A 4,719-nucleotide genomic window follows, 5' to 3' on the forward strand; every position below is an offset into this window, starting at 1 on the left:
GTTTCTTGTTGGTAGCGTTTATAGCCTGTGTAGTTGGTTATGTGGGTATAAATAAAATTCGGATAATAAATGACTCGAGTACCCGCTTGTATCAAGAAACTACAGATACCCAAAAACACCTGAACGCGGTTGAAGTTGCTTTTCAGGCCCGAAGGGTGCAGTTAAAGGATATGATTCTCAAAGATAACTCCGCGCAGAGACAGCAGAATCTGGAGATTATATCCGAACTTGATTCACGTTTGGAGGAAAATCTTCAAGCCATTGGTAAAAACCTAAAAAATAATGAATTGCGCAAATCTTATCAAGAACTGAACCGTACCTTTGAAGACTACGACATAATTCAGAAACAGTATATTCAACTGGTTATGGCTAATAAAATTGAAGAAAGCCGGGCAATAACGACCACCGGGAAAGGTGCAGAGGTAGCTAAAAGCATTGACTCACAATTTAAAAACCTCAACGAAAAAATTGCCCTTCAGGCCAAAAGAACAGCAGAAAACAACATGCGTATTACTCAACGTGCAGTCTACAATATGATATTACTTATCATTATTGCGGTTGCTATGGCCTTGGGTTTGGGCTGGTTTATTTCTCGAATGATAAGTAAACCGCTGCAGGAAATGGTAACAGCCGCTGATTTACTTGCCGTTGGTGATGTGAATGTTAAAATAACCAATAAAAATGAAGATGAAATTGGCATCCTGGCCAGATCATTCGCATCAGTCATTGAAAACATTCATACCCAGGCAGGGGTGGCTGAAAGAATAGCTGCCGGAAACCTTTCATTTGATATAAGTGTTCGCTCAGAAAATGATTTACTGGGACACAAATTACAAGAAATCAAAGATAATTTGCATAGGGTCATTGCAGAGATATTTAGTTTGGCTGATGCGGCTACTGTAGGAAGATTGAAAGAGAGAGCAGATACAGAAAATTACAGCGGTGAATACGCCAAAATAATTCGGGGGCTAAACGGTGTTATGGATGCTATGGCAGCTCCGGTAAATGAAACCCTGCAGGTAATGAAGGAAGCAGCACGCGGAAATCTTAATATAAAAATGACCGGAGAATATCAGGGAGATTATCTCCAGGTTAAAGAGGCTGTAAACGACACTCTCGAATCTTTAAACATGCTTCTGTGTGAAATTGACCATATCTCAGAACAGGTAGCGGCAGGAGCAGCCCAGGTAGCCGATGCCAGTCAATCGCTTTCCCAGGCTTCCACCGAACAGGCCAGTTCAGTTCAAGAAATCACATCTGCAATGAATGAAATAGCTGCCCAGACCCGGCAGAATGCGGTAAATGCCGCTCGGGCTAACGAAGCTGCCTCTACAGTTCAAGAAAACGCTGCTTACGGCAACCAGGAAATGCAGGAAATGCTGAAAGCCATGTCGGAAATCAATGAGGCCTCCAATAAGATATCCAAGATAATTAAGGTAATCGATGAAATTGCTTTTCAAACAAATATTTTGGCTCTGAATGCTGCTGTAGAAGCGGCTCGGGCGGGTCAACACGGCAAGGGCTTTGCAGTCGTGGCCGAAGAAGTCAGAAATCTGGCGGCCAGGAGCGCCAATGCTGCCAAAGAAACAACGGTAATGATTGAAGGCTCTATTAGTAAAGTGGAAATGGGAACCCGTATAGCTAATGAAACTGCAGAAGCCTTAGGCAGGATTACCACAGGGGTGACTACAGTAGCTGATCTCGTCAAAGAGATAGCATCAGCCTCAACCGACCAGGCTACTGCTATAGCTCAGATTAACCAGGGTGTTGCCGGAATATCCGATGTGACTCAAATGAATAACGCTAACGCCGAAGAAAGTGCAGCAGCCAGTGAGGAACTGGCCAGTCATGCTGAACTTCTAAAGGAAAGGGTTGGGAAATTCGCCCTAAACCACAATAGTTATGCCTCTAAAAATAGAACAGAGATGATTAAACAAACTTTAAAAACAGGGGCTGATTATAGAGGAGATGCACAGATAAGAATTGATCTGGGCAGAGAAGACTTCGGAAAATATTAATAATAACAGATAAGGCTGGTTTACCAGCCTTATCTGTTATGGTATAAATACGAAATTGCTCGTTTAACTCGGTCTGTGCATGCTTCACGTCCCAGCAGTTCCATAACCTCAAAAAGACCTGGGGTATTGGTTTTTCCTGACAGGGCCAAGCGAGTGGGATGAATAAGCTGGGCAGCTTTAAGATTCATTTTATCTGCCTCACTTCTTAAAGCGTTCTCCAGGTTGGCAGCATTAAAAGGATTGATTTCTTCTATTAAAGCCAATACGCGGATAAGAATCTCATTCGAATTGTCAGCAGCAAAATACTTACTGACCCCCTTTTCATCATATACTTCCGGAGCAAAAAAGAAATAGCTGGCCTCATTGAAAAACTCATCCAGGGTTTTCAATCGGTTTTGCAGCAATTTTACTACCTCTAAAATATATGTCCGGCTGAACTTGTTGAGATAATCTTGCTCTCGTCCATTGTGTGTAATCCATGCCAGCAGTCGTTCTGGATCTGCCTTACTCAAATAATGACCATTCATCCATTTTAGTTTCTCCAGGTCATAGATAGCGGCAGAACGTGATACATTATTAAGGTTAAAGCTCTGTGCCAGAGCCTGCAGACTCCAGAAGTCTGTATCTTCACCGCTGGACCAGCCCAAAAGGGCCAGATAATTAATTAAGGCTTCAGGAAGATAACCCTCATCCCTGAATTCTTGAACCGATGTTGCACCATGGCGTTTGGAAAGTTTGCTGCGATCAGGAGCCAAAATCATGGACACATGCGCAAACTCAGGAATATTAAAACCCAGGGCTTCATATAATAAGAGCTGTTTAGGGGTGTTTGAAAGGTGTTCTTCCGCCCTTATAACATGGCTGATTTTCATAGTGGCGTCATCAATAACCACCGCAAAATTGTAAGTTGGCCAACCATCTGATTTAACAATAATAAAATCGTCCAAAAGACGGTTTGAAAATTCCACCCGCCCACGAATTAAATCCTTAACCACCGTTGAACCACTTTCCGGCACCTTAATTCTTAAGACTGGACGTTTGCCCTCAGCTAGAAATGATTTTATTGTTTCATGGCTCAGACATCGGCATCTGCGTCATATTTATATTCAGTTTTATCTTGTTGAGCTTTTTCTCTTTGTAGTTTTAATTCTTCGGGTGAACAAAAACAGTAATAAGCCTTATCCTCTTCCAATAATTTTTGCGCGTAATCCTTATAGATATGCAGCCTTTCGCTTTGCCGATATGGACCATATAATCCTCCCCGCTCAGGTCCTTCATCCCAATCCAAGCCCAGCCAGGAAAGCCCTTCGATAATGCCCGATGCTGATTCGTCAGTAGAGCGGGTGACATCGGTATCTTCAAGGCGTAATATAAATTTTCCTCCCTGGCTGCGGGCAAAAAGCCAGTTAAAGAGCGCCGTACGCGCCCCGCCTATATGCAGGGTTCCGGTAGGACTGGGCGCAAAACGAACCCGGATTTCTTCCAAAGATATTCACTCCGTTTCATGCGTCTTAGCGATACTTCTATTAAAAAAGTCTATATCATTGCGGCTCTTTTTTCAAAAAAGCAGACAGAAAAAGATAGAAGTGTACACCTCCCAGCAATTTGTTTCATATATTTGTATCGTATGGGGGTGGGCAGATGCGTCAGGCAAGAGTTAAAGTAATCGGTCTGGGCATTTTATTTTTGGTTTTCATAATATTGATAATAATGGTGGATTTGAGAATCAAGGCCAGTGTTCTTGAGATTGCTAAATCAAGGGTGCAGGTTGGTGAAACTGAGAGGATTAACCGCATTGTAAATAATGAAGTGGTGTCACAAATCAGCTATGAAGATATTGTGCAGATTCACAAAGACAATGAAGGACGTATCGTGTTACTTCAGCCTAATACCATAGCTATGAATAAAATCATGTCCAGTACCGTAGCCGATATAGCAAGATCATTAACAGAACTCAGAGAAAACACTGTAACTGTGCCATTAGGACAGTTAACCGGATCGGTTATCTTAGCGGGCTACGGTCCCAATATTAAAGTAAAGGTTATTCCCGCCGGACAGATTAGCGTAAATATTATAAATAAATTTAACCAGGCGGGAGTAAACCAAACGAGGCATTTGATATATTTTAAAATAAAAACCCGTATGAAACTGGCCGTCCCATATGTAAATGAAAACGTGGAGGTGTGCACTACAATACCCCTGGCTGAAAGTATAATCGTGGGTGAAGTACCGCGTACTTATGTAAATACTAACAGTGATTTGCAGAAAGCCATCTCAGTTCCGCTTGACTAAATAATAAATAATTATAATTGTGGTAAAATATTATTAAAATTGGAGTTGGAGGAATAACCATGAAAGCAGCAGTGCGTAACCAATTAAGCGGAAAAGTGGTTGATATCAAGATGGGAACCGTTATGGCCCAGGTAACGGTACAAGCCGGTGACGCTTTGGTATCTTCTGTGATGACCCGTGATTCATTAGAAGAAACCGGTTTGAAAGTCGGTGACCAAGTTACAGCCTTGTTTAAAGCCGTAAACGTGGTTATCGCTAAGGAATAATTTAATAAGCACCAAATTTATAAACGTGAAAACGCAAAACATTTGTTGAATCTGGTTGACATTTGTATGACCCCATGATAATATAGTTTTTGCGCGCGGCGGGGAAAAGCCAAGCGCAAGGGGACCGGGGAACCGGGAGCCAG

General features: G+C 42.2%; 5 protein-coding genes. 3 read left to right on the forward strand and 2 right to left on the reverse strand.

The features are described from left to right. A partial coding sequence (locus tag JCM14374_RS12655; RefSeq protein ID WP_054698109.1) for a HAMP domain-containing methyl-accepting chemotaxis protein occupies positions 1-2,018 on the forward strand: 2,018 nt, incomplete at its 5' end. A 29-nt stretch (positions 2,019-2,047) separates the two neighbouring features. Here JCM14374_RS12655 and gltX read toward each other — a convergent pair. Both gltX and JCM14374_RS15420 read right to left on the reverse strand, forming a co-directional pair. Continuing rightward, positions 2,048-3,097: a glutamate--tRNA ligase gene (gltX, locus tag JCM14374_RS12660; RefSeq protein WP_369397388.1), complete on the reverse strand. Its 1,050-nt coding sequence runs from the start codon at positions 3,095-3,097 to the stop codon at positions 2,048-2,050. Continuing rightward, entirely contained in the window at positions 3,094-3,504 is a 411-nt protein-coding gene (locus JCM14374_RS15420; RefSeq protein WP_278279282.1) for a glutamate--tRNA ligase, read from the reverse strand. The genes gltX and JCM14374_RS15420 overlap by 4 nt, the downstream gene beginning before the upstream one ends. A 155-nt stretch (positions 3,505-3,659) precedes the next feature. On the opposite strand from JCM14374_RS15420, the gene yunB reads away from it, so the two are divergent. Together yunB and JCM14374_RS12670 are read left to right on the forward strand one after the other, a co-directional pair. After that, positions 3,660-4,310, forward strand: a complete 651-nt coding sequence (gene yunB, locus JCM14374_RS12665; protein WP_054698112.1) for a sporulation protein YunB — start codon at positions 3,660-3,662, stop codon at positions 4,308-4,310. A 59-nt stretch (positions 4,311-4,369) separates the two neighbouring features. Next, positions 4,370-4,576, forward strand: a complete 207-nt coding sequence (locus tag JCM14374_RS12670) for a TOBE domain-containing protein (RefSeq protein ID WP_054698115.1) — start codon at positions 4,370-4,372, stop codon at positions 4,574-4,576. The last annotated feature ends 143 nt before the right edge of the window (positions 4,577-4,719 follow it).

It is taken from the genome of Syntrophomonas palmitatica JCM 14374, from assembly GCF_001311885.1.
Lineage (GTDB): Bacteria > Bacillota > Syntrophomonadia > Syntrophomonadales > Syntrophomonadaceae > Syntrophomonas_A > Syntrophomonas_A palmitatica.

Excerpts from the sequence above, each read along its gene's own strand:
- yunB (WP_054698112.1), top strand. The coding sequence starts at position 3,660 with ATGCGTCAGGCAAGAGTTAAAGTAATCGGTCTGGGCATTTTATTTTTG.
- JCM14374_RS12670 (WP_054698115.1), top strand. The coding sequence starts at position 4,370 with ATGAAAGCAGCAGTGCGTAACCAATTAAGCGGAAAAGTGGTTGATATC.